Source organism: Serratia nevei (genome assembly GCF_024160145.1).
In the GTDB taxonomy this organism is placed as follows: Bacteria; Pseudomonadota; Gammaproteobacteria; order Enterobacterales; family Enterobacteriaceae; genus Serratia; species Serratia nevei_A.
This window is the reverse complement of sequence record NZ_JAMYWQ010000172.1, coordinates 1-335: the sequence shown is the minus strand read 5'-3', so window position 1 is coordinate 335 and position 335 is coordinate 1. Positions and strand designations below refer to the sequence as shown.

Annotated in this window: 1 protein-coding gene; it reads right to left on the bottom strand. The window is 54.3% G+C overall.

Annotated elements, in window-relative coordinates; all coding sequences use genetic code 11:
* Positions 1-335: transposase (locus M6G53_RS25280; protein WP_253335298.1), on the bottom strand; the 335-nt coding region annotated here is incomplete at both ends.

The window sequence follows — 335 nt, the reverse complement described above, 5'->3', positions numbered from 1 at the left end:
TATAGCCCACCAGAATGCCCCACAGCTCCTGTTTAACCCCCTCGGGGAAGCGGCTTCTCAATGTGACTTCCCCCTTTAACTGCCGCCGTTTCAGTTCACCGTAGCCCAGCTCAATCTCCCAGCGGGTCCAGTAAATACGCAACAAATCCTCCACGGGAAAGGCAACAGGATCGGTCATGGATGTTAGGAACCCACTGATTTTCCCCTTATTATCCTTGCTGGCATAACTCACCATTCTTGCCCTCCAGACAGCCGGAAGGTGCGGTGCTGCTTTACGTGCCTGTGGAGACACCGGCATCTCAATCAGCATGTCATAGTCGCTGTAGCGCTCGAGC